Raw genomic sequence first — 19,859 nt, 5'->3', positions numbered from 1 at the left:
GGGGTCGGCGGGCGCGGCAGCCGGGTACGGCGCGTACGGCTCGGCCGAGGCGGCGGACCGGGGTGCGTACGGGTCGGCCGACGCGGAGGGGTGCGGTGCGTCCGGGTCGGCGGAGGTGGAGGAGCCCGGCCCCCAGGCGGCGGCCTCCGGATCGAGCGGACGGGTCGGCTCGGGCGGTGCCGGGTAGGCGGGCCAGGTCGTCCCGGACGGGGTCGGGTCGGCGGGGAGCGGCTCGGTCGGCTCGGAGCCCGTCCGGTCGTCGCGGTGCGGTCCCGGGTCTCCTCCGGCGAAGTACTGTGACGACACGCAGCAGCCCTTTCGTGAAGGCACCGTCGAGGTGGTGCGCCCGAACCCGCGCCGCCAGCGTAGCCCCGCGACCGTCCCCCCGGAGGAGTGCCGTGATCGATGCCGCGGTGGCGGTCCGGCAGGTGCGGGAGCGGCTCACACCCCTGCGGCGGACGTCCTGGGTCGGGGTCGACGGGATGGGCGCCTCGGGCAAGACCACCTTCGCCGAGACGCTGCGACGCGCGCTGGACGGGGCCGTGGTGGTGCACGTCGACGACTTCGCCCGTCCCGGTGTGCCGACCTGGCACCACGACCTCTTCACCACCCAGGTGCTCCAGCCGCTGCTGGCCGACCGGGTGGCACGGTGGCAGCGCTGGGACCTCACCGCCGACCGGCCGCTGGAGTGGCAGCAGGCCTCCCCGGGCGTCCCCGTCGTCGTCGAGGGGGTCTCGGCCACCGACCGGCGGCTGACGGTGCCCTGGGACGTCACCATCTGGGTGGACGTCCCGGCCGCGATCCGGCACGCCCGGGCGCGCTCCCGCGACGGCGAGCGGGTGTGGCGCGAGCGGTGGCTGGCCGAGTGGATCCCCAGCGAGGAGGACTACCTCGCCGAGCAGCGTCCCGACCTGCGCGCCGACCTCGTCGTCGACGGACGCTGACCGCCACCGCCGGGCCGACTAGGGTTCGGCGCGTGAACTCCACGCTCGTCAACATCGGGCTGATCCTGCTCTTCACGGTGGTCGGCGGGGTGTTCGCCGCGGCGGAGATGTCGCTGGTGTCGCTGCGCGAGAGCCAGGTCAAGAGCCTCAGCCACCGCGGCAGCCGGGGTCAGAAGGTGGCCCGGCTGGCCGCCAACCCCAACCGCTTCCTCTCCGCGGTGCAGATCGGGGTGACCCTGGCCGGCTTCCTGTCCGCCGCCTTCGGCGCCGCCACCCTCGCCGACGACCTGTCGCCGGTGCTGCAGAGCCGGGGCGTGCCGGCCGGCGTGGCCGACACCCTGGCCCTGGTCGCCATCACCATCGTCATCTCCTACCTCTCGATCGTGCTGGGCGAGCTCACCGCCAAGCGGCTCGCGCTGCAACGGGCCGAGGGCTTCGCGCTGGCGCTGGCGCCGCTGGTCGACCTCATCGCCACCCTGGCCCGGCCGGTGATCTGGCTGCTGGGGGCGTCCACCAACGTGGCGGTGCGGCTGCTCGGCGGCGACCCGAAGGCGAGCCGGGAGGAGGTGACCGACGAGGAGATCCGCGCCATGGTCAGCACCTCGGTCACCCTGGGTGCGGAGGAGCGCCGGATCGTGGACGAGGTGTTCAGCGCGGGCGAGCGCAGCCTGCGGGAGGTGATGGTGCCGCGGACCGAGGTGGACTTCCTGGCCGGCGACATGCCGGTCTCCCGCGCCGTCCGCGAGGTGCGCGACGCACCGCACTCCCGCTACCCGGTGACCGCCCAGTCCACCGACGACGTGGTCGGCTTCGTGCACGTCCGCGACCTCTTCGACCCCGGTCTGGCCGGACGGGCCAGCACCGTGCAGCAGCTCGTTCGGCCGGTGATCTCGCTGCCCGACACGGTGCGGATGCTGCCGGCGCTGACCGAGATGCGGCGCCGCGCCGCCCACCTCGCGGTGGTCCGCGACGAGTACGGCGGCACCGCCGGCATCGTCACCATGGAGGACCTGGTCGAGGAGCTGGTCGGCGACATCACCGACGAGTACGACGTGGTGGTCGGGATGCCCGCGCCGGCGGCCGGCGAGCTGGACGGGCTGACCACGCTGGAGGAGTTCACCGAGCGCCACCGGCTGGTCCTCGACGAGGGTCCCTACGACACGGTGGCCGGCTGGTTCATGGCCCGGCTCGGACGCCTCCCGCTGCCCGGCGACGAGCTCGAGGTCGAGCTGCGGGCGTCCGACGCCGGTGAGGACGAGCCCGGGCACGCGGTCCGCTTCCAGGTGCTCGAGCTGGACGGCCGCCGCGCCGCCCGCTTCCGGGTGACGGTCGGGGCGCGTCCGGCGACCCCCGCCACCCCGGGGTCGTGAGGCCGGCCGGTCGCCGAACCCGGACGCGGCGGCGTCCCGACGATGGAACAATGACCGCCATGCCAGCCCGCGTGCTCTCCCTGACCCAGCCCACCGCCGACTCCCTGCACCTGGGGAACTACCTCGGTGCGCTGCGGCAGTGGGTGGCCCTGCAGGACGACTACGAGACCTTCTACGGCGTCGCGGACCTGCACGCGCTCACCGTCGAGGTGGAGCCGCAGCAGCTGACCGAGCGCACCCTGCGCAGCGCCGCCCAGTTCGTGGCGGCCGGTGTCGACCCGGTGCGCTCGCCGGTGTTCGCGCAGAGCCACGTCGGTGAGCACGCCCAGCTGGCCTGGGTGCTCAGCTGCCTGACCGGTTTCGGCCAGGCCAGCCGGATGACCCAGTTCAAGGACAAGTCGGCCCGCGTCGGTGCGGACAAGGCCAACGTCGGGCTGTTCACCTACCCGATCCTGATGGCCGCCGACATCCTGCTCTACCAGGCCGAGCGCGTCCCGGTGGGGGAGGACCAGCGCCAGCACCTGGAGCTGACCCGCGACCTGGCGCAGCGCTTCAACCACCGCTTCGGCGAGGTGTTCACCGTGCCGGAGCCGCACATCGTCGGCTCGGTCGGCAAGATCATGGACCTGCAGGACCCGACCTCGAAGATGAGCAAGACGTCTTCCTCGCCCAACGGGATCATCGAGCTGCTCGACGAGCCGAAGGCCAACATCAAGAAGTTCCGCTCCGCGGTCACCGACTCCGACACCGTGATCGCCTACGACGAGGAGAACAAGCCGGGCGTCTCCAACCTGCTCAACCTGCTCTCGGTGTTCAGCGGCCGCTCGGTCGAGCAGCTGGTCGCCGACTTCGACGGCAAGATGTACGGCCACCTCAAGGTCGCCGTCGCCGATGCCGCGATGGAGGTCATCACCCCGTTCCGCCAGCGCACCCTGGAGCTGATGGAGGAGCGGACCGAGCTGGAGGCGCTGCTGGTGGCCGGCGCGGAACGTGCGCGCGCGGTCGCGGCGAAGACGCTGGCCGACGTCTACGATGCGGTTGGTCTGGTGCGCCCGGCGGGCGCGGCGGGCACAGCGCGCTGACACACTGGCGCGCGGACCAGGTCGACTCGTCCGGGAGGTGCCGGTGGAGCAGCAGGACCCTGATGGCTCGCGGCTGCTCACCTCCCGCGACGTCGGTGAGCTGCTGAGCGCGGCGGTCGAGCACGCCGGCGGGCAGCTGCTCGACTGGCGGATGGACCATGTCGACGCCAACCCCCAGCACTCCACCACCGCCACCTACCACGCCTCGGTGAAGTGGCCCTTCGGCCGCCGCGACGAGCTGCTCGGGGTCAGCGCGCGGGCGGGCGGTCCGGCGCCCAGCGACGAGCGGGCCGAGATCTTCGCCGCCGGCGACCGGCGGCTGGCGGTGTGGCTCTACCCCAAGGACCCCGACCTGCCAGGTCTGGCGCGGGCCGCCTACCCCGACCAGATGGCCGACCTGCTGACCACGCACCGGGTGCTGCCGCGGCCGGTGCGTCCCGACGAGGTCACCCTGGAGATGATCGCCTACCGGCCGCGGCGCCGGGCGGTGCTGCGGGTCACGGTGGACTCGCCGGTGGGCCGGACGGTGTTCTACGTCAAGGTGCTGCGGGCCCAGCTCTTCGCCGACGTCGAGCGGCGCCACCGGATGCTGCTGGAGGCCGGCGTCCCCGCCCCGCCGGTGGTGGCGACCACCGAGGACTACCTGCTGGTGCTGCGTGAGGTGGGCGGACGGCCGCTGGCCAAGGCGATCTTCGACGAGCGCCCGCCGTGCACCGCCGAGGCGCTGATCACCCTGCTGGACGCGATGCCGCTGGCGGTCAGCCAGCTGCAGCGGCGTCCGCCGTGGACCGACTCGGTGCAGCACTACAGCCAGATGGTCGCCCGGGCGCTGCCGATGGAGCGCCGCCGGCTGGACTGGATCAGCGGTGAGATCCAGTCCGGGCTGGCCGGCATCAGCCCCGGCGACGAGCCGACCCACGGCGACTTCCACGAGGGCCAGGTGCACGTCGAGGCGGGCCGGATCGTCGGCGTCCTCGACGTCGACACCATCGGCCCCGGACGCCGGGTCGACGACCTGGCCTGCCTGGTCGCCCACCTCTCCACCGTGCAGCGGATGAACGCCCAGCAGGCGGCCCGGGTGCGGGCCCTGCTGCAGGGCTGGGTGCCCGTCTTCGACACCCGCGTCGACCCCGCCGAGCTGCGGCTGCGGGCGGCGGCGGTGATCATCTCGCTGGCGACCGGCCCCTACCGCAGCCAGGAGCCCCACTGGGCGCGGGAGACGTCCTTCATCCTCGACGCCGCCGAGGCCCTCGTCCGCCAGGTCCGCTAGCCCCGGGCCCCGGTTCGCCATCTGGCACCGATGTCGGTGCCGGATCCCGAACTGGCGGTCAGGACGGGTGGGGGACCGCGGCGGTGGGGAGGTGGTCGTCGAGGAACTCGGTGGTGGCGTGCCAGGCGTTGACGGCGGCCTGGTGGTGGTGCCAGGCGCCGAGGTGGTTGTCGAAGGCGTGGTTGGCGCCGGGGTGGTCCATCCAGGTGGCGCCGCTGGCGCTGACGGCCTCGCGGATCCGGGCGCGGGCGTCGGCGTCGATGAAGGCGTCGGCGTCGCCGAAGTGGTGCAGGCTCGGGCAGGTGACCTGGGGAGCCAGGTCGAGCAGCGACGGCAGCGCCGAGCCGTAGTAGCTGATGAGGACGTCCGGCTGCACCCGGGCCGCGACCGCGAAGGCCACCCCGCCGCCGAAGCAGAAGCCGAGCAGCCCGAGCCCGGTCGACCCGTCGTAGCGCCGGACGGTCTCGACCGCGCTCACCCCGTCGGCCACCGCGGTCTCCAGCTCGAGCCGCTGCGCCAGCCCCATCGCCCGCTCCAGCGCGTCGCCGTCGGTCTCGGTGACCACCGGCGCGGTGCCGCCCTCGCCGAGCCGCCAGTACAGGTGCGGCACCAGCACGCCGTAGCCCTCGGCGACCAGGTCGCGGCTGCGGCGGTGGATGTAGTCGGTGACGCCGAAGATCTCCTGGAACAGCACCACCGTGGCGGCCGGCTCGGCCCGCGGCGCGAACCAGTCGGCCGGCATCGGGCCGTCCGGGGTGTCGACGTCGATCCGGCGTGGGGTCGTCATGCGGCTGATCCTGCCACGTCGACCGGCATGGCATCATCGGCCGCGGCGGAGGTGCCCAGCAGCGTCGAGGAGGTCGGGTGGTGCGTGGCGAGACGGAGTCCGGCACCCCCTTCGCCCGGGTCTACGGCCCGGCCGACCGCGAGGGCGCCGATCCGGCCGCGCTGGGTGAGCCGGGCGCCTTCCCCTACACCCGCGGCGTCCACCCCGGCATGTACACCGAGCGTCCCTGGACGATGCGCCAGTACGCCGGGTTCGGCACCGCCCGGGAGTCCAACGCCCGCTACCGCGAGCTGATCGGGCACGGCACCACCGGGCTCTCGGTGGCCTTCGACCTGCCCACCCAGATGGGCCACGACTCCGACGCGCCGCTGGCCGCCGGCGAGGTCGGCAAGGTGGGGGTGGCGATCGACTCGGTGGAGGACATGGCCGTCCTGTTCGACGCCATCCCGCTGGGCGAGGTGTCGACCTCGATGACGATCAACGCCCCCGCCGCGGTGCTGCTGCTGCTCTACGAGCTGGTCGCCGAGGAGCAGGGGGTGCCCGCCGAGCGGCTCACCGGCACCGTCCAGAACGACGTGCTCAAGGAGTACATCGCCCGCGGCACCTACATCTTCCCGCCCGAGCCGTCGCTGCGGCTGGTCGCCGACACCTTCGCCTACTGCCGCGAGCACCTGCCGCGCTGGAACACCATCTCGATCTCGGGCTACCACATGGCCGAGGCCGGGGCCACGCCGGCGCAGGAGATCGCCTTCACCCTCGCCAACGCGATCGCCTACGTCGAGGCGGCGCTGGGGGCGGGACTGGCGGTGGACGAGTTCGCGCCGCGGCTGTCCTTCTTCTTCGTCGCGCGCACCACGCTGCTGGAGGAGGTGGCGAAGTTCCGCGCCGCCCGCCGGATCTGGGCGCACCTGATGCGCGACCGGTTCGGCGCGCAGAACCCGCGCTCGATGATGCTGCGCTGCCACACCCAGACCGCCGGCGTCCAGCTCACCGCCCAGCAGCCGGAGGTCAACCTGGTCCGGGTGACGGTGCAGGCGATGGCCGCGGTGCTCGGCGGCACCCAGTCGCTGCACACCAACTCCTTCGACGAGGCGATCGCGCTGCCCACCCAGAAGGCGGCCCGGCTGGCGCTGCGCACCCAGCAGGTGCTCGCTCACGAGACCGACCTCACCGCCACCGTCGACCCGTTCGCCGGTTCCTACGTGGTGGAGAGCCTGACCGACGACCTGGAGGCCGAGGCGCTGCGGCTGATGGCGGCGGTGGAGGAGCGCGGCGGGGCGGTGCGGGCCATCGAGGAGGGCTTCCAGAAGAGCGAGATCGAGCGCACCGCCTACCGGGTGGCGCGCGAGGTCGACGACGGCGAGCGGGTGGTCATCGGCGTCAACCGGTTCACCGTCGAGGAGGACGAGCCCTACCAGCCGCTGCGGGTGGACCCGGCCCTGGAGGCCGAGCAGACCGCCCGGCTGGCCCGGCTGCGGGCGTCCCGCGACGGCGACGCGGTGGAGGCCGCGCTGGAGGAGGTCCGGCGGGCGGCGGCCGGTACCGACAACGTGCTGGTGCCGTTGAAGGAGGCGCTGCGCCGGCGCGCCACCGTGGGCGAGGTGTGCGGCGCGCTGCGCGACGTCTGGGGCGTCCACCGGCCCCGCGAGACCTTCTGAGCCGGCGGGCGGGACGGTCCGGGGCACGGGTTCTGGCAGACTGCGAGAGGTCCCGACGTCGTCCTCAGGAAGCCCGCACCTCGTGTACAACCAGGTCCAGGAAGTCATCCGCGAAGCCACCCTCGGGCTCGACGACGAGCTGGTCAGCTTCCGGCGTGACCTGCACGCCCACCCCGAGATCGGCTTCAACGAGCGGCGCACCACCTCCCGGCTGGTGCAGCGGCTGACGCGGGCCGGGCTCAGCCCCGAGCCGCTGACGATGGGCACCGGTCTGGTCTGCGAGATCGCCCCGCGCGAGCCGGTGCCGGTGCTCGACGGCGAGCGGCGTCCGGCCCGGGTGGGGCTGCGCGCCGACATCGACGCGCTGCCGATCAACGACACCAAGGACGTCCCCTACGCCTCCACCCAGGCCGGGGTGGCCCACGCCTGCGGCCACGACGTGCACACCACGATCGTGCTCGGCGCCGGTCTGGTGCTGGCCCGGCTGCGCGACCGCGGGCTGCTGCGCAACACCGTCCGGCTGATCTTCCAGCCGGCCGAGGAGGTCAGTCCCGGCGGAGCGCCCGAGGTCATCGCCGAGGGGGCGCTGGAGGGTCTGGACGAGGTGTACGCGCTGCACTGCGACCCGCGCACCGATGTCGGGCAGGTGGCGCTGAAGAAGGGCCCGATCACCTCGGCCGCCGATCGCATCCGGGTCTCGCTCAGCGGGCCGGGCGGGCACACCTCGCGCCCGCACGCCACCAGCGACGTGGTGGCCGCGCTGGGTGCCGTGATCACCCAGGCCCCGCTGGTGCTGTCCCGCCGGCTCGACCCGCGCAGCGGCACCTCGCTGATCTGGGGCCACGTCCAGGCCGGCACCGCCGAGAACGCGATCCCGCGGCACGGCGTGGTCGCCGGGACCATGCGGACGCTGACCGTGGAGGGCTGGGAGCGGGCCCGCACCCTGCTGCCGGAGGTGCTGGAGCACCTGGTCGCGCCCTACGACGTCGCCATCGAGGTCGACTTCGACGAGGGGCTGCCGCCGACGGTCAACCACCCGGCCGGCGTGGACCGGCTGATGGACGCCGCGCAGAGCCAGCTCGGTCGCGGCTCGGTCACCCGCACCGAGCAGTCCCTCGGCGGGGAGGACTTCTCCTGGATGCTGCAGCGGGTGCCGGGGGCGATGGCCCGGCTCGGTGTGCGCAGCCCGGGCGAGACCGACTGGCCCGACATCCACCGGCCCTACTTCGACGTCGACGAGGGCTGCATCGCGGTCGGCGTCCAGGTGCTCAGCCGGGTCGCCGCGGTGGGCGCCGCCCGCCTGTCCTGACCGCCCGCCGGGCCTCTCCGGACCCCGGCGTATTACAAGTCGATACCACTCCGGCCGGAGCCCCCGGTCGGAGCAGACGCGGGCAGGGCTGCCGTTCTACAGTTCCAGCGCCCGCCCGAGGCGGCCGCATGATCGTCTCAACCCACCCCCCGCGGGCGTGGATCCTCCTGTCGAAAGGCCCTCGTCGTGAAGAAGCTCCCCGCCGTCGCCACACTGGCGACCGCCGCCCTGCTCGCCCTGGCCGGCTGCGCCGAGCCGCCGGCACCCCAGGCCCCGCAGCCCAGCACCAGCGAGAGCGCCGGCGGCAGCGGTGACGGCGCCGCGGCGTTCAAGGCCTGCATGGTGTCGGACTCCGGCGGCTTCGACGACAAGTCGTTCAACCAGACCTCCTACAAGGGTCTGACCGACGCCGTCGCCGAGCTCGGCATCGAGAGCAACGAGGTGCAGTCCTCGACCAACGCCGACTTCGCCCCCAACGTGGAGGCGATGGTCGCCGACGGCTGCAACATCATCGTCACCGTCGGCTTCCTGCTCGACGACGCGACCACCGCCGCGGCCGAGGCCAACCCCGACATCGACTTCGCCATCGTCGACTCCAACCCCGAGGGCAGCGCCGACCTGGACAACCTCAAGCCGCTGCTGTTCAACACCGCCGAGTCCAGCTTCCTCGCCGGCTACCTGGCCGCGGGCATGACCAAGACCGGCACCGTCGGCACCTTCGGCGGCCTGCAGATCCCGACCGTGACGATCTTCATGGACGGCTTCGCCCAGGGCGTGGCCCACCACAACGAGACCAAGGGCACCGACGTCCAGGTGATCGGCTGGAGCTCGGAGAACCAGGACGGCCAGTTCGTCCCCGGTGACGACCCGTTCCAGAACATCGCCGGCGGCAAGCAGACCGCCGACACCCTGGTCAGCCAGGGTGCGGACATCCTCTTCCCGGTCGCCGGCCCGGCCGGTGAGGGCGCCCTGCAGGCGGCCCAGTCCAGCGGCGGCAACGTCAACGCCATCTGGGTCGACACCGACGGCTGCGTCTCGGCCGAGCAGTACTGCCCGCAGCTGATCTCCAGCGTCTACAAGGCGATGGACCTCGCGGTGGCCGACGCCATCCGGGCGTCGTACGACGACGAGTTCTCCAACGAGCCCTACGTCGGCACCCTCGAGAACGACGGCACCGGTCTGGCCCCGTTCAACGAGTTCGAGGACGACGTGCCGGCCGAGCTGAAGGCCGAGCTGGAGCAGCTGCGCACCGACATCACCTCCGGCACCATCCAGATCGAGTCCGCCGCCCAGCCCAAGTGAGCACCCGCCGCCGCCCCGAGCCCTGCACCGGGCTCGGGGCGTCGCGCTGCCGGACCCGTGTGGAAGGATCCCGAAGGTGACCCAGAGCAGCGCCTCCCCGCCCGCAGGGGACGTGGCCGGGACGGACGCCGGTGCGGGCGTCCTGCGGCTGGACCGGATCACCAAGGTGTTCGGCTCCCTGGTCGCCAACGACGCCGTCAGCCTCGACCTGCGCCCCGGCGAGATCCACTGCCTGCTGGGTGAGAACGGGGCCGGCAAGTCCACCCTGATGAACCAGCTGTACGGGCTGCTGCAGCCCGACGGCGGGGAGATCCTGCTGGACGGTGCACCGGTCCGATTCGCCAACCCGCGCCAGGCCATCGACGCCGGGATCGGCATGGTGCACCAGCACTTCATGCTGGTCGACGTGTTCAGCGTCGCCGAGAACATCGTGCTCGGCCGCGAGCCCGGACGCGGCGGCATCCTCGACCTGCGCGCGGCCCGCCGGCTGGTCCGGGAGATGTCGGAGCGCTACCGGCTCGAGGTCGACCCCGACGCCCGCGTGGAGGACCTGCCGATCGGCGTCCAGCAGCGGGTGGAGATCCTCAAGGCGCTGAGCAACGACGCCCGCTTCCTCGTCTTCGACGAGCCCACCGCGGTGCTCACCCCGCAGGAGACCGACGAGCTGATCGAGGTGATGCGCGCGCTGCGCGACGAGGGCCGCGCCATCGTCTTCATCACCCACAAGCTGCGCGAGGTGCGCGCCATCGCCGACCGGATCACCGTGATCCGCCGCGGCCGGGTGGTCGGGGAGGCCGCGCCGTCGGCCTCGGAGTCGGAGCTGGCCGAGATGATGGTCGGCCGGGCCGTCTCGCTGCGGGTCGACAAGACCCCGGCGCAGGTGGCCGGGGCGCGGCTGGAGGTCGAGCACCTCACCGTCACCAGCCCCGACGGCGTGGTGGTCGTCGACGACGTCGACCTGGAGGTGGCCGGTGGGGAGATCCTCTGCGTGGCCGGGGTGCAGGGCAACGGGCAGAGCGAGCTGGCCGAGGCGCTGCTCGGGGTGGTGCCCGCCAGTCGCGGTCGCATCCGCCTGGACGGCACCGACCTCAGCCGGGCGACGCCGCGGCGCCGGCTGCGGGCCGGGATGGGCTTCGTCCCCGAGGACCGCAAGCACGACGGCTTCGTCGGCTCCTTCACCGTCGCGGAGAACATGGTGCTCAACCACGTGGACGCCTTCGCCGACCGCGGTCTGCTGCGGCTGGGGGACATCCGCTCCCACGCCGAGACGCTGACCGAGCAGTTCGACGTCCGCACCCAGTCCGTCGAGACGCCGGTGGCCTCGCTGTCGGGCGGCAACCAGCAGAAGGTGGTGCTGGCGCGTGAGCTGTCGCGCCCGCTGTCGCTGCTGATCGCCTCCCAGCCCACCCGTGGGGTGGACGTCGGCGCCATCGAGTTCCTGCACCAGCGGATCGTGCAGGAGCGCGACAAGGGCACCGCCGTGCTCATCGTCTCCACCGAGCTGGACGAGGTGTCCGCGCTGGCCGACCGGATCGCGGTGATGTACCGCGGCCGGGTGGTCGGGGTGGTCGACGCCGACACCTCGCGGGAGGTGCTCGGGCTGATGATGGCCGGCGTCCCGCACGAGGAGGCGGTCCGCTCGGCCTCGGTGACCACCGTGGCCGAGGAGGAGCAGAAGCTGGAGGCCGAGGTGGCCGAGCACGTGGCGGAGCTGGAGGGTTCGGGCCCTGCCGGGCCGGGCCTGGAGGGCGGTGGGAGTGGTGTCTGAGCTGCTCGGATGGGTGCTGCGCCGGCTCGGCCGCTGGGTGCCCTGGCGCGACGTGCTGATCACCGCGCTGGCGTTCGTGCTGGCCTTCCTCGTCGGCGCGGTGCTGATGATCGTCTCCGACCCCGCGGTGGTCGGGCAGTACGCCTACCTGTTCACCGCGCCGCAGCTGCCGCTGGGGGCGTCGTGGGAGAAGGTGTCCTCGGCCTACGCCGCGCTGGTCGCCGGGTCGGTGGGCGGCTGGGTGCCGCTGACCGAGACCACCGCGCAGGCCGCCCCGCTGATCTGCGCCGGTCTGGGCGTCGGGCTGGCCTTCCGGGCCGGGCTGTTCAACATCGGCGCCCAGGGCCAAGCCGTGGTCGGGGCGATGGCGGCCGCCTGGGTCGGCTTCAGCTGGCACCTGCCGCCGGGCATCCACCTGGTGGTGGCGGTGACCTTCGGCATGCTGGCCGGGGCGGTGTGGGGCGGCATCGCCGGCGTCCTCAAGGCCCGGGCGGGGGCGCACGAGGTGATCGTCACCATCATGCTCAACTACATCGCCACCGGCCTGCTGGCCTTCGCGCTCACCACCACCGCCTTCCAGCGTCCGGGACGCGCCGACCCGATTTCGCCGGTGGTCGACTGGAACGCCACCATGCCGCGGCTGGAGGGCAGCCGGCTGCACCTGGGTTTCGTCCTCGCGCTGGCCGCGGCGGTGCTGGTCTGGTTCCTCATGGAGCGTTCGGTGGCCGGGTTCACCATCAAGTCGGTCGGGCTCAACCCGCACGCCGCCCGGACCGCCGGGATGAGCGTGTCCAGCAGCACCGTGCTGGCGATGCTCATCGCCGGTGCGCTGGCCGGGCTCGCCGGGGTGCAGGCCGCCCTCGGGCCCAACGTCTCCGGCACGCCGACCCCGCTCAGCGGCGGTCTGGTCGGCAGCATCGGTTTCGACGCCATCACCGTCGCCCTGCTCGGACGCTCCCGTCCGCTGGGGACCGTGCTGGCCGGGCTGCTGTTCGGCGGGCTGCACGCCGGTGGGCTGGCGATGCAGTCCCAGGCGCAGACGTCGGCCGAGCTCACCACCGTGCTGCAGGCGCTGATCGTGCTCTTCGTCGCCGCACCCGCCCTGGTCACCACCGTGGTGCCCTTCCTCAAGGCGCGGCGCGCGCCGCTCACCGGCACCACCCCGACCGGAGGCCTGTCCTCGTGACCACCACCCGTCCCGAACCCGTGACCGAGCGCCCCGCCAGCACCCGGCTGGAGTCCAGGGAGGACCGCACGCACCGGCTGTCGGTCGGCGTGCTGGTGCTGGTCGTCGGTGTGGTGCTGGTGGTGCTCACCGCCAGCACCGGCGACGTCGCCCGGTTCGCGCTGTCCAACGCCTTCGACGAGGTGCAGCTGCCCACCCTGGGGCTGCCGGGGGTGCCGGTCGTGGTGGTCTGCGCGCTGCTCTGCCTGCTGGCCGGGGTCGGCTTCCTCGTCGGCCGGCTGAGCAGCCGGGTGCGCACCCTGGCCGGGGTCGTCGCCGGGTTGGCCTTCCTGCTCGGCTTCCTCACCTGGGCCGCCGCCGGGCGCGACCTGCCGTTCCCCGTCAGCAACCAGCTCTCCGGCACGCTCACCCTGGCGACCCCGCTGGTGCTGGGCGCCCTGTGCGGGGTGCTCTGCGAGCGGGCCGGCGTCGTCAACGTCTCGATCGAGGGCCAGTTCCTCAGCGCCGCCTTCACCTCCGCGGTGGTCGGCAGCATCACCAACTCGATCCCCCTGGCGCTGCTGGCTGCCGTCGTCGGCGGGCTGGTGATGGCGGCCCTGCTGGCCCTGTTCGCCATCCGCTACAAGGTCGACCAGGTGGTGCTCGGGGTGGTGCTCAACCTGCTCGCCGCCGGGCTCACCGGTTTCGTCTTCGACCAGCTGGTGCAGCCCAGCTCGGGCGACCTCAACTCAGCGCCGCTGCTCACCCCGATCCCGATCCCGGGGCTGTCGGCGCTGCCGCTGCTCGGGCCGGTGCTGTTCGAGCAGAACGCCCTGGCCTACCTGGCGATCGCCTCCGTGCTGGTGGTCTGGTTCCTGCTGTTCCGCACCTCCTGGGGGCTGCGGGTCCGTGCGGTCGGCGAGCACCCCGAGGCCGCCGACACCGTCGGCATCAGCGTCCGCGGGATCCGCTGGTCGGCGGTGCTGGTCGGCGGCGTCTTCGGCGGTCTGGGAGGCGCGTTCTTCTCCCTCGCCGCCACCGGGTCGTTCACCAAGGAGATGACGGTCGGCAACGGCTTCATCGCGCTGGCCGCGCTGATCATGGGTCGTTGGCACCCGGTCTGGGCGACCCTGATGGCGCTGTTCTTCGGTTTCGTCACCCAGATGGCCTCCCAGCTGCAGACCCTCAACACCCCGATGCCGAGCCAGTTCCTGCTGGTGCTGCCCTACGTGGCGACGATCATCGCGGTGGCCGGGTTGATCGGGAAGGTGCGGGCCCCGGCCGCGGACGGGGTGCCCTATGACAAGCCCTGAGCCGGCCGACGTCGACTGGGCCGCGCTGCGCGAGGCCGCTCGGGCCGTCTCCGAGCACGCCTACGTGCCGTACTCGCGGTTCCCGGTGGGTGCGGCCGCGCTGGTCGACGACGGCCGGGTGGTGGTCGGTTGCAACGTCGAGAACGCCGGCTACGGGGTGACGCTGTGCGCCGAGTGCGGGGTCGTCTCCGCGCTGCACGCCGGCGGTGGTGGACGACTGGTCGCCTTCAGCTGCGTGGACGCCCGGGGTGAGGTGCTGATGCCGTGTGGTCGCTGCCGTCAGCTGCTGTGGGAGAACGGCGGTCCCGACCTGCTGGTCGACACCGCCCGCGGCATCCGCACGATGCGCGAGGTGCTGCCCGACGCCTTCGACGTCACCGACCTCGACGCGGTCCGGGGCGGCTGAAGCACCTGCGGGTGCGCCCGCGGCCCTGCTCACGCTGACTGGGCGGCGGCGGCCGCCCCTTGCTAGCGTGCCCTCGGGCCGTTGCGGCGGCCATCGCCGACCGAGGGAGCCGAGGTGAGGGACGACAGCCACGACAGCGCGCGCGGGAAGCCGTCGGCCGAGAGCGCCGGCGACGTCCCCGACCAGGCGCTGGCCGAGAGCCTCGGGACGCTGGCTCGGCAGCTGCAGAGCGAGGACGACACCGAGACCATGCTCGATGAGCTGGTGCGCTCGGCGGTGGCGCTGATCCCGGGCACCGACGAGGGCTCCATCAGCGTGGTGCTCGCGCGCCGCGAGGTCTCCAGCTACCACGGCACCAGTGCGCTGCCCAACCAGGTCGACGCCGTGCAGAGCGAGCTGGGCGAGGGCCCCTGCCTGGACGCGGCCTTCGAGCAGCAGACCGTCCGGGTCGACGACATGGCCGCCGAGCAGCGGTGGCCCCGGTTCAGCCGCCGGGCGCTCGAGCTGGGCGCCAGGGGCATGCTGGCCTTCCAGCTCTACGTCGAGGGGGACAACCTCGGCGCCCTCAACCTCTACTCGCGCCGTGCTCGCGCCTTCGACGACGAGTCTGAGCAGATCGGGCTGCTGTTCGCCACCCATGCCGCGGTGGCCTTCGCCAACGCCCAGAAGGCCGACCAGCTCGGCCGGGCGATCGCCAGCCGCGACCTCATCGGGCAGGCCAAGGGCATCCTCATGGAGCGGTTCCAGATCGAGGCGGCGGTGGCCTTCCGGGTGCTGTCGCGGGTGAGCCAGCAGCGCAACGTCAAGCTCCGCGAGGTCGCCGAGGAGCTGGTGCGGACCGGCCATCTGATGGAGTCCTGACCGGTCGGTGGCACTAGGCTGCCCGCCGTGCCGAACGCCGCTGACCCGCTGATCCCGCCCACCCCCGAGCAGATCCGGGCCCTGCCCAAGGTCGCCCTGCACGACCACCTCGACGGTGGGCTGCGGCCGGCCACCGTGCTCGAGCTGGCCGCCGAGATCGGCCACACCCTGCCGGCCGAGAGTCCCGAGGCCCTGGCCGACTGGTTCTTCGAGGCCGCCGACTCCGGCTCGCTGGTGCGCTACCTGGAGACCTTCGACCACACCATCGCGGTGACGCAGACGCCCTCGGCGCTGCGCCGGGTGGCCCGGGAGTGGGTGCTCGACCAGGCCGCCGACGGGGTGGTCTACGCCGAGGCGCGCTGGGCGCCCGAGCAGCACAGCCAGCAGGGGTTGACGCCGGCGCACGCGGTCGAGGCCGTCCGCGACGGCCTGGCCGAGGGGGTCGCGGAGGCGGCGGCGCAGGGCCGGACCATCGTGGCCCGCCAGATCGTCACCGGGATGCGCCACGCCGACCGGTCGGCCGAGATCGCGCGGCTGGCGGTGGAGTACCGCGACGACTCGGTCGCCGGCTACGACATCGCCGGCGCCGAGGACGGGTTCCCGCCGTCACGCCACCTGGAGGCCTTCGAGCTGCTCAAGAGCGCCAACGCCCGGGTGACCGTCCACGCCGGGGAGGCCGCCGGACCGGAGTCGGTGTGGGAGGCGGTCCACCTGGCCGGGGCGCAGCGGCTCGGCCACGGCGTCCGGGTCCTGGAGGACGTGGCCGCCGACGGCGGGCTCGGCACGCTGGCCGCGCTGGTGCGCGACCTGCAGCTGCCGCTGGAGGTGTGCCCGTCGTCCAACCTCCAGACCGGGATCGCGGCCAGCATCGCCGAGCACCCGGTGGGCCGGCTGGTCGACCTCGGCTTCGCGGTGACGATCAGCTGCGACAACCGGCTGATGAGCCGCACCACGCTGAGCCGCGAGCTGGCGCTGTGCGTGGAGGCCTTCGGCTGGGACCTCGACCGGCTCCGCCGGCTGCAGCTGACCGCGCTGGAGGCGTCCTTCCTGCCCAAGCCGGAGCGTGACCGGCTGCGGGAGGACGTCCTGCTGCCCGGGCTGGGGGGCTGAGCGGCTACCAGTCGATCTCGGCGCAGGTGCGGTGCGTGCGCGGCTCCACCTGCAGGGTCGCGTGCGCCAGCCCGTGCCGTTCACGCAGCAGGGCCCCGGCCCGGTCGAGCACCGGGTGCACCGCCTCCTCCTCGGCCGTCACCAGGTGCGCGGTGGCGACGTGCATGCCGGAGGTGAGGGTCCACAGGTGCAGGTCGTGCACCTCCAGGACACCGTCGATCGCCTCCAGGTCGGCCGCCACCCGCTCGGGGTCGACACCCTCGGGGGCGTGCTGGCCGAGCACCGCGAGCACCTGACGTCCCAGCAGCCCGGCCCGGACGGCCACGAAGGCGCCGATGGCCAGCGCCACCCCGGTGTCCCACAGCGGCTGCCCGGTGGTCGCCACCAGGACGCCGGCCAGCACCACCCCGACCGAGCCGGCGGTGTCGGCCAGCACCTCCAGGTAGGCACCACGGACGTTGAGGCTCTCCCGGGCACCGCCGCGCAGCAGCACCAGCGCCGCCACGTTGACCGCCAGCCCGAGGACGCCGACGACGACCATCGCCCCCGTCTGCGGCTCGACCTGCGAGCCCCAGCGGCCGACCGCCTCCACCACCACGTACGCCGCGACGCCGAGCATGAGCAGCACCGCCAGCCCGGAGGCGAACACCTCGGCGCGGTAGGAGCCGAAGGTGCGGCGCCCGGTGGTGTCGGGCCGGGCCGCCACCCGGGTGGCGACCAGCGCCGCGCCGAGCGCGACCACGTCGGCGGCCATGTGCCCGGCGTCGGAGAGCAGTGCCAGCGAGCCCGACACCAGCCCGGCGACGAGCTCGACGAGGAAGAAGACGGCCACCAGGCCGAAGGCGACCGCCAGTCGCCAGCGGTGCTTGGCGCCGGCGTGGCCGTGGCTGTGCCCGGCGCCCATCAGCCCACCCGGTCCGCTGGGGCGGCGGCCGGTCGGCAGCAAGCGGCGGTGCAGCCGTCGCCGCACCCGCACGCGTCCTCGTCGTCGCGGCCCCCGACGGAGCCGCAGCAGCCCTCGCCCCGCCAGGCCTGGTAGCCCTCCCGCACCGCGACTCCGGCGATCACCAGCCCCGCGAGCGGGTCGGCCCAGGACCAGCCCAGGGTGGCGTTGAGCAGCAGCCCGACCAGCAGCACGGCGGACAGGTAGGTGCAGAGCAGGGTCTGGGTGCCGTCGGCGACCACCGCGTTCGACCCGAGCGCCCGGCCGGTGCGGCGCTGCGCCCAGGAGAGCAGCGGCATCACGACGAGCGAGGCGACGGCCAGCCCGATGCCCACCGGCGAGGCCTCGGGATCGCTGCCGGTGAGGAGCGTCCGCACCGACTCCACCCCGACCCAGAGAGCGAGTGCGAAGAACGAGACCGCCAGCAGCCGCAGCGCCAGCCGCTCCCGCGCCTCCGGCCACCGGTGGCGGAACAGCCACAGGATGATGAGGCCGCTGGCGACCTCGACGGTGGAGTCCAGGCCGAAGGCGACCAGGGCGACCGAGCCGGCGACCATCCCGCTGCTGATGGCGACCACGGCCTCGACGACGTTGTAGACCACCGACGCACCGGCGAGCAGCTGGGCGCGGCGTCCGAGCCGGCGACGCAGCGCGGGGTCGGCGACCCAGCCGGTAGGGCGTGGCGTCGCCGGGGCGCTCACCGGACGTCCTCGCCGGTGACCGGGCAGAGGGTGACGGCGTCACCGGTGGCGGCCAGCAGCCGCTCGGCGCCCCGCAGCGTCTCCAGCACCAGCTCAGGCTGGGTCAGCTCGTGCACCGAGGCCCGTCCCTGCGGACGCGCGCTGACCAGCCCGCAGTCGCGCAGGCAGGCCAGGTGCGCCGACACCGTCGACTGGGCCAGCCCGAGGTGGGCGGTGAGGTCGACCACCCGGTGCCCGCCGAGCAGCAGGTGGCGCAGGATCGCCAACCGGGCCGGGTCGCCGAGGGCCCGGAAGAGGCAGGCGGCTGCCGTGAGCGCCGCCCGCTCGTCGACCAGGGCGGCATCGTCGGTCGTCGTTCCCATCGTCACGCGGCGATGCTATCGCCGCTGACCGGACGCCGGTCAACCCTCGACCCGGGAGATGGTGGCGGGGAGGCGCCGGGCAGAGTGGGGCCATGGACTACACCCATCTCGGACGCACCGGGCTCTCCGTCTCCCGCCTCTGCCTGGGGACGATGAACTTCGGGCCCGCCACCGACACCCAGACCGCCCACCAGATCATGGACTCCGCCCACGAGGTCGGGATCAACTTCTTCGACACCGCCAACGGCTACGGCCGCCAGATCCGCCTCGGGCTCACCGAGGAGATCATCGGCGAGTGGTTCGCCAAGGGCGGCGGACGCCGTGAGCGCACGGTGCTGGCCACCAAGGTCTACGGCGACATGTCCGACCCCGACCGCCCCTGGCCCAACCAGGGCAAGCTGTCGGCGCTGAACATCCGCCGGGCCCTGGACGCCAGCCTGAAGCGGCTGCAGACCGACTACATCGACCTCTACCAGATGCACCACGTCGACCGGGACACGCCGTGGGAGGAGATCTGGCAGGCGATGGAGGTCGCCGTCCAGCAGGGCAAGATCCTCTACGTCGGCAGCTCGAACTTCGCCGGCTGGCACATCGCCCAGGCGCAGGCCGCGGCCGAGATGCGCTCGTTCAACGGGCTGGTCAGCGAGCAGTCGATCTACAACCTGCTCAAGCGCGAGGTCGAGCTGGAGGTGCTGCCCGCCGCGGAGTACCACGGGCTCGGCGTCATCCCGTGGTCGCCGCTGCAGGGCGGTCTGCTGGGTGGTGTGGTCCGCAAGGAGAACGAGGGCCAGCGCCGGCTGGAGGGTCGGGCCAAGGAGTCGCTGGAGGCGAACCGGCCCGCGATCGAGGCCTACGAGCAGCTGGCCGACGACCTCGGCCTGGAGCCGGCGGTGCTGGCCCTGGCCTGGCTGCTGCACCAGCCGGTCGTCACCGCGCCGATCATCGGCCCCCGCACGCCGGAGCAGCTCGACGGCGCACTCGCAGCGGTCGAGGTCAGCCTCGACGCGTCCACCCTGGAGCGGCTCGACGAGCTCTTCCCCGGCCACAAGCCGGCCCCGGAGGACTACGCCTGGTGAGCCCGGTCGCCCGCCGCGGTCTGGGTCCGCGGCGGGCGGCTAGCACCGGAGGGTGACCGACTTCGATCGGCCTCGACCGCGAGCGCGCCGACAAGGACACGTCGCTGGTGGTGACGCGGGGGTCATCGCGTCTGTGCTCGGTGGCGCGCTGGCCTCGCTCGCGGTGCCCTGGCGCGGTCATCGGCCCGCCGCTGGGCCCGCCGACGGTTCCGCACCCGCGGCCGGACCAGCTAGCGCCGCCCCTTCGGCGGTGACCCGGTCACCATCACCCACGCCGACCCGGTCGTCGTGGTCGAGGTCCGGGCCGACACCGCCGAGTCCGGCGGACGACGCCGGCACCCGCGGCGGTTCGTCCGGGTGCGTCTGGACTGAGCGCCTCTGCGTCGTCGTCGATGGAGGCCTGCGCCGCCCCGGGTGTTCTCCGACATCCTA

General features: G+C 73.4%; 16 protein-coding genes and 3 pseudogenes. 14 read left to right on the top strand and 5 right to left on the bottom strand.

Going from position 1 to position 19,859, the window contains the following annotated elements:
* Nucleotides 1–306: pseudogene (locus tag DVA66_RS21465) on the bottom strand (hypothetical protein); the annotation flags it as partial.
* Nucleotides 307–398: 92 nt separating this feature from the next.
* Between DVA66_RS21465 and DVA66_RS00715 the strand changes: the two are divergent.
* The 4 genes and pseudogenes from DVA66_RS00715 to DVA66_RS00700 all read left to right on the top strand — a co-directional run bounded on the left by DVA66_RS00715 (nucleotide 399) and on the right by DVA66_RS00700 (nucleotide 4,666).
* Complete coding sequence (locus DVA66_RS00715) at nucleotides 399–944, top strand: uridine kinase family protein (protein ID WP_114558287.1); 546 nt, start codon at nucleotides 399–401, stop codon at nucleotides 942–944.
* Nucleotides 945–976: 32 nt separating this feature from the next.
* Nucleotides 977–2,351, top strand: a pseudogene (locus DVA66_RS00710) (hemolysin family protein); the annotation flags it as partial.
* Between the two features lie 13 nt (nucleotides 2,352–2,364).
* Complete coding sequence (trpS, locus tag DVA66_RS00705) at nucleotides 2,365–3,396, top strand: tryptophan--tRNA ligase (RefSeq protein ID WP_114558285.1); 1,032 nt, start codon at nucleotides 2,365–2,367, stop codon at nucleotides 3,394–3,396.
* 43 nt (nucleotides 3,397–3,439) lie between these two features.
* The gene (locus DVA66_RS00700) at nucleotides 3,440–4,666 is read left to right on the top strand and encodes a phosphotransferase (RefSeq protein WP_232821656.1); all 1,227 of its coding nucleotides are present in this window, start codon (nucleotides 3,440–3,442) and stop codon (nucleotides 4,664–4,666) included.
* Nucleotides 4,667–4,724: 58 nt separating this feature from the next.
* On the opposite strand, the gene DVA66_RS00695 is transcribed toward DVA66_RS00700, so the two are convergent.
* Entirely contained in the window at nucleotides 4,725–5,453 is a 729-nt protein-coding gene (locus tag DVA66_RS00695; protein WP_114558283.1) for a dienelactone hydrolase family protein, read from the bottom strand.
* A 77-nt stretch (nucleotides 5,454–5,530) separates the two neighbouring features.
* On the opposite strand from DVA66_RS00695, the gene DVA66_RS00690 reads away from it, so the two are divergent.
* The 9 genes and pseudogenes from DVA66_RS00690 (at nucleotide 5,531) to DVA66_RS00650 (ending at nucleotide 16,345) form a co-directional block, all read left to right on the top strand.
* Nucleotides 5,531–7,111: an acyl-CoA mutase large subunit family protein gene (locus DVA66_RS00690; RefSeq protein WP_232821655.1), complete on the top strand. Its 1,581-nt coding sequence runs from the start codon at nucleotides 5,531–5,533 to the stop codon at nucleotides 7,109–7,111.
* Nucleotides 7,112–7,193: 82 nt separating this feature from the next.
* Nucleotides 7,194–8,420, top strand: a complete 1,227-nt coding sequence (locus DVA66_RS00685) for an amidohydrolase (RefSeq protein ID WP_114558282.1) — start codon at nucleotides 7,194–7,196, stop codon at nucleotides 8,418–8,420.
* A gap of 186 nt (nucleotides 8,421–8,606) precedes the next feature.
* Entirely contained in the window at nucleotides 8,607–9,722 is a 1,116-nt protein-coding gene (locus tag DVA66_RS00680) for a BMP family lipoprotein (protein WP_198671365.1), read from the top strand.
* Nucleotides 9,723–9,798: 76 nt separating this feature from the next.
* Nucleotides 9,799–11,370: pseudogene (locus DVA66_RS00675) on the top strand (ABC transporter ATP-binding protein); the annotation flags it as partial.
* Nucleotides 11,371–11,491: 121 nt separating this feature from the next.
* The gene (locus tag DVA66_RS00670) at nucleotides 11,492–12,676 is read left to right on the top strand and encodes an ABC transporter permease (protein WP_232821658.1); all 1,185 of its coding nucleotides are present in this window, start codon (nucleotides 11,492–11,494) and stop codon (nucleotides 12,674–12,676) included.
* The gene (locus DVA66_RS00665) at nucleotides 12,673–13,968 is read left to right on the top strand and encodes an ABC transporter permease (RefSeq protein ID WP_114558281.1); all 1,296 of its coding nucleotides are present in this window, start codon (nucleotides 12,673–12,675) and stop codon (nucleotides 13,966–13,968) included. The genes DVA66_RS00670 and DVA66_RS00665 overlap by 4 nt, the downstream gene beginning before the upstream one ends.
* A complete protein-coding gene (locus tag DVA66_RS00660) occupies nucleotides 13,955–14,374 on the top strand; it encodes a cytidine deaminase (RefSeq protein WP_114127198.1) in 420 nt (139 codons plus the stop codon). The genes DVA66_RS00665 and DVA66_RS00660 overlap by 14 nt, the downstream gene beginning before the upstream one ends.
* Before the next feature lie 114 nt (nucleotides 14,375–14,488).
* Nucleotides 14,489–15,235, top strand: a complete 747-nt coding sequence (locus DVA66_RS00655; protein WP_198671363.1) for a GAF and ANTAR domain-containing protein — start codon at nucleotides 14,489–14,491, stop codon at nucleotides 15,233–15,235.
* Nucleotides 15,236–15,262: 27 nt separating this feature from the next.
* On the top strand, nucleotides 15,263–16,345 hold the full coding sequence (locus tag DVA66_RS00650) for an adenosine deaminase (RefSeq protein ID WP_232821654.1): 1,083 nt from the start codon (nucleotides 15,263–15,265) through the stop codon (nucleotides 16,343–16,345).
* A 4-nt stretch (nucleotides 16,346–16,349) separates the two neighbouring features.
* Here DVA66_RS00650 and DVA66_RS00645 read toward each other — a convergent pair whose 3' ends face one another.
* From DVA66_RS00645 to DVA66_RS00635, 3 genes are read right to left on the bottom strand one after another with little or no spacing between them, the layout of a single operon-like run.
* Entirely contained in the window at nucleotides 16,350–17,315 is a 966-nt protein-coding gene (locus DVA66_RS00645) for a cation diffusion facilitator family transporter (protein ID WP_456297808.1), read from the bottom strand.
* Nucleotides 17,249–17,989 (bottom strand): cation diffusion facilitator family transporter, encoded by a 741-nt coding sequence (locus DVA66_RS00640; protein WP_114558280.1) that lies wholly within the window; start codon nucleotides 17,987–17,989, stop codon nucleotides 17,249–17,251. Before DVA66_RS00640 ends, DVA66_RS00645 begins: the two co-directional genes overlap by 67 nt.
* On the bottom strand, nucleotides 17,986–18,351 hold the full coding sequence (locus DVA66_RS00635) for an ArsR/SmtB family transcription factor (protein WP_114558289.1): 366 nt from the start codon (nucleotides 18,349–18,351) through the stop codon (nucleotides 17,986–17,988). Before DVA66_RS00635 ends, DVA66_RS00640 begins: the two co-directional genes overlap by 4 nt.
* A gap of 92 nt (nucleotides 18,352–18,443) precedes the next feature.
* Between DVA66_RS00635 and DVA66_RS00630 the strand changes: the two genes are divergently transcribed.
* Nucleotides 18,444–19,427 (top strand): aldo/keto reductase, encoded by a 984-nt coding sequence (locus tag DVA66_RS00630; RefSeq protein ID WP_114558279.1) that lies wholly within the window; start codon nucleotides 18,444–18,446, stop codon nucleotides 19,425–19,427.
* Nucleotides 19,428–19,859: the final 432 nt, after the last annotated feature.

Source organism: Desertihabitans aurantiacus, assembly GCF_003344635.1.
Lineage (GTDB): Bacteria > Actinomycetota > Actinomycetes > Propionibacteriales > Propionibacteriaceae > Desertihabitans > Desertihabitans aurantiacus.
Note: the sequence above shows the minus strand (reverse complement) of the source record. Positions and strands in the feature narration are given on the sequence as shown.

What these genes read in the sequence shown, in the direction of transcription:
- DVA66_RS00660 (WP_114127198.1), top strand. Translation starts at nt 13,955, where the DNA reads ATGACAAGCCCTGAGCCGGCCGACGTCGACTGGGCCGCGCTGCGCGAG.
- DVA66_RS00695 (WP_114558283.1), bottom strand. Translation starts at nt 5,453, where the DNA reads ATGACGACCCCACGCCGGATCGACGTCGACACCCCGGACGGCCCGATG.
- trpS (WP_114558285.1), top strand. Translation starts at nt 2,365, where the DNA reads ATGACCGCCATGCCAGCCCGCGTGCTCTCCCTGACCCAGCCCACCGCC.
- DVA66_RS00635 (WP_114558289.1), bottom strand. Translation starts at nt 18,351, where the DNA reads ATGGGAACGACGACCGACGATGCCGCCCTGGTCGACGAGCGGGCGGCG.
- DVA66_RS00630 (WP_114558279.1), top strand. Translation starts at nt 18,444, where the DNA reads ATGGACTACACCCATCTCGGACGCACCGGGCTCTCCGTCTCCCGCCTC.